The following is a 3,012-nucleotide window of genomic DNA, read 5'->3' on the forward strand; positions in this document are numbered from 1 at the left end:
GATTTTAATAAACCAGGTCATATTTTCCCGCTTATCGCAAAAGAAGGCGGTGTACTGCGCCGTGCCGGGCACACAGAAGCGTCCGTCGACTTAGCAAGGCTGGCGGGAGCGCGTCCAGCCGGGGTCATTTGTGAGATCATCAAAGACGATGGAACGATGGCTAGAGTTCCTGATTTAAGAAAAATGGCTGATGAGTTTGATATTCCCATGATTACCATTGCAGACCTCATTCAATATCGTCATAAGAATGAAAATCATGTAAAGCGGGATGTTGAAGTGAAAATGCCGACAGAGTACGGCGACTTTCGTGCCATCGCTTTTACAAATGATATCGATTTTAAAGACCACGTCGCTCTTGTTAAAGGTGAAATTAACCCTGATGAACCGACACTTGTCCGTGTTCATTCCGAATGTTTGACAGGGGATGTATTTGGCTCCTACCGCTGTGACTGCGGACCGCAGCTTCATAATGCATTAAGACAGATTTCTGAGAATGGAAGTGGTGTCTTGCTTTATATGCGTCAGGAAGGCCGTGGAATCGGGTTAGTGAATAAGCTCCGTGCTTATAAGCTCCAGGAGGAGGGGCTGGACACCGTCGAAGCTAATGAGAAGCTCGGCTTTGGTCCTGATTTGCGTGATTATGGAGTAGGCGCGCAAATTCTCAGGGATTTAGGGATATCTAAACTCAAGCTTTTGACGAACAACCCTAAGAAAATATCAGGTCTCGGAGGATATGATCTAGAAGTTGTTGAGCGAGTACCGATTCAAATGAAATCACGCAAGGAAAACGAACAGTATTTAAAAACGAAACAATCTAAAATGGGACATTTATTCCACTACTAGGAAGGGGACATCACATTGGTTAAAACATATGAAGGTAATTTAGTCGGAACAGGGTTGAAAGTAGGGATCGTCGTTGGGAGATTCAATGATTTCATAACAAGCAAGCTTCATGGTGGAGCACTGGACGCTCTTAAACGTCATGGTGTGGACCAGAAGGATATTGAAGTCGCTTATGTACCAGGCGCTTTTGAAATTCCGCTTGTAGCTTCAAAAATGGCGAACAGCGGAAAATATGACGCTGTCATTACATTGGGAGCCGTTATTCGGGGATCTACGCCGCACTTCGATTATGTTTGTAATGAAGCAGCTAAAGGCGTTTCCCAAGCATCTATGCAAAGCGGCATCCCTGTCATCTTTGGTGTCATTACAACAGACACGATTGAGCAGGCGATCGAACGTGCCGGAACAAAAGCCGGTAATAAAGGTTGGGAAGCTGCCACTGGAGCGATCGAGATGGCAAGCCTGATGAAAAACTTCGAATAATACAGCAACGGCCGGGGCTTTGAGCCTCGGTCTTTTTTGTGTCCAGTTACTACTAAAATCTGTCACCTCAGGTCATCCAGAATCTGGATGACCTGAGGTGACAGATTTAACCATCTTAATAAACCCATCCAAAGCTGAGGGGGGTGGTCTGGATGAGCTACAATAGTTTACGAACTTTTGATAAAAGGAATGATTGAGTTAGAGGAAGGTGATGAAATGGCCACACGAGTCGTATGGTTCCGTCGAGATTTACGATTGAACGATCACACAGCATTGGCGAAAGCATTGGAGCATACAGAAAAGGATGATCAGATCTTATTAATGTTCCATATTCACCCCGCACTAAATAAAGAATTCACTGTACGGCACGATTACTTTTTCCAAACATTAAAGTCACTTGTCGATCAAGCACATGGCCTTGGTGCACCCATCCATTTTCTAGATGGTGACTTGAAAGAAGCTTTGCAAACATTAAAGAGTAAGGTCGAAGCAGAGTCTGTATATTTCAATATTGATGAGACGGGATTTGGCTGGAAGCGTGATCAGGAAATTCTTGCATATCTTGAAGAAGAACTGAATGTAAAAACGTTCACTTATCAGGATCACCACCTTCATGGAGCAGATGAGGTAACTAAGAAGGACGGAGGATATTATAAGGTGTTTACTCCGTACTATAAAAGCTGGAAAGACCTTCAAAAACCTGCGGTACAAAAAGTCGATCATGAATTACTTAAAAAGGCCGCAGTCAATGACACAGAAAATTTCGATAGTAAAGCATACGAAAATCTAATATCAAAAATAGATCGGTCGTTTGAGGGTGTAGGCGAAAAAGATGCGATGGATCGCTTAGAACAGTTTTTAGATTCAGCCATCTATGATTATGATAAAGAGAGAGATTTTCCTGCAGTTGATGGAACAAGTCTTATGTCACGCTACCTGAGGACGGGGGCGATTTCTATAAGGACCGTTTATCATCGCATTCATGATCAAGTCAACTTTAGAAAAAACACGGAAGGCGTTGAAACCTATATTTCAGAACTCGCCTGGCGAGACTTTTATAACATGATTTATCATTTTTACCCGAATGCTTCAGACAAAGAAATGGTGGAGAAATACCAAGGCTTAGATTGGAATGATGATGAAGAGCTTTTCGAACAATGGAAAGAAGGACGGACAGGCTTCCCAATCATCGATGCGGCGATACGTCAGCTGAATGAAAGCGGCTGGATGCATAACCGGTTAAGGATGGCCGTCGCTTCTTTTTTAACTAAAGATTTATTGATGGATTGGCGAAAAGGAGAACGTTATTTCGCTGAACGATTGGTGGATTATGATCCCGCTTCAAATATCGGGGGTTGGCAATGGGCGGCTTCAACGGGTACCGACCCTGTCCCTTATTTCCGAGTCTTCAATCCTACAAGGCAATCTGAACGCTTCGATCCTCATGGCCGTTTTATTAAAGAGTGGATTCCAGAGCTTGAGAACGTGAAGAAAAAATATATTCATGAGCCGAGTAAAATGCCCGAATCGGAGCAGGAAAAAGCTGATTGTATCATCGGTGAAGATTACCCTGAACCAATGGTCGATCACAAGACGATGCGAGAGCGTGCAATTGAAATGTTCAAAAAAGAAAAGTAAGCAGCGCTCATAGCTGCTTACTTTTTTAGGGTGTGCTCGGCATGGGTA

The 3,012-nt window shown here is 43.5% G+C and carries 3 protein-coding genes; all 3 read left to right on the forward strand.

Going from position 1 to position 3,012, the window contains the following annotated elements; translation table 11 throughout:
• Window positions 1–843, forward strand: an 843-nt coding sequence (ribA, locus tag LD39_RS17955) for a GTP cyclohydrolase II (RefSeq protein WP_035551076.1), incomplete at its 5' end; no start/stop codon positions are given.
• Between the two features lie 15 nt (window positions 844–858).
• Window positions 859–1,326 (forward strand): 6,7-dimethyl-8-ribityllumazine synthase, encoded by a 468-nt coding sequence (ribE, locus tag LD39_RS17960; RefSeq protein ID WP_035551079.1) that lies wholly within the window; start codon window positions 859–861, stop codon window positions 1,324–1,326.
• A gap of 216 nt (window positions 1,327–1,542) precedes the next feature.
• Window positions 1,543–2,964 carry a deoxyribodipyrimidine photo-lyase gene (locus tag LD39_RS17965; RefSeq protein WP_035551082.1) on the forward strand — a complete coding sequence of 474 codons (1,422 nt, stop codon included), beginning with the start codon at window positions 1,543–1,545 and terminating at the stop codon, window positions 2,962–2,964.
• The last annotated feature ends 48 nt before the right edge of the window (window positions 2,965–3,012 follow it).

The organism is Halobacillus sp. BBL2006, assembly GCF_000786645.1.
Lineage (GTDB): Bacteria > Bacillota > Bacilli > Bacillales > Halobacillaceae > Halobacillus.

What these genes read in the sequence shown, in the direction of transcription:
- LD39_RS17965 (WP_035551082.1), top strand. Translation starts at nt 1,543, where the DNA reads ATGGCCACACGAGTCGTATGGTTCCGTCGAGATTTACGATTGAACGAT.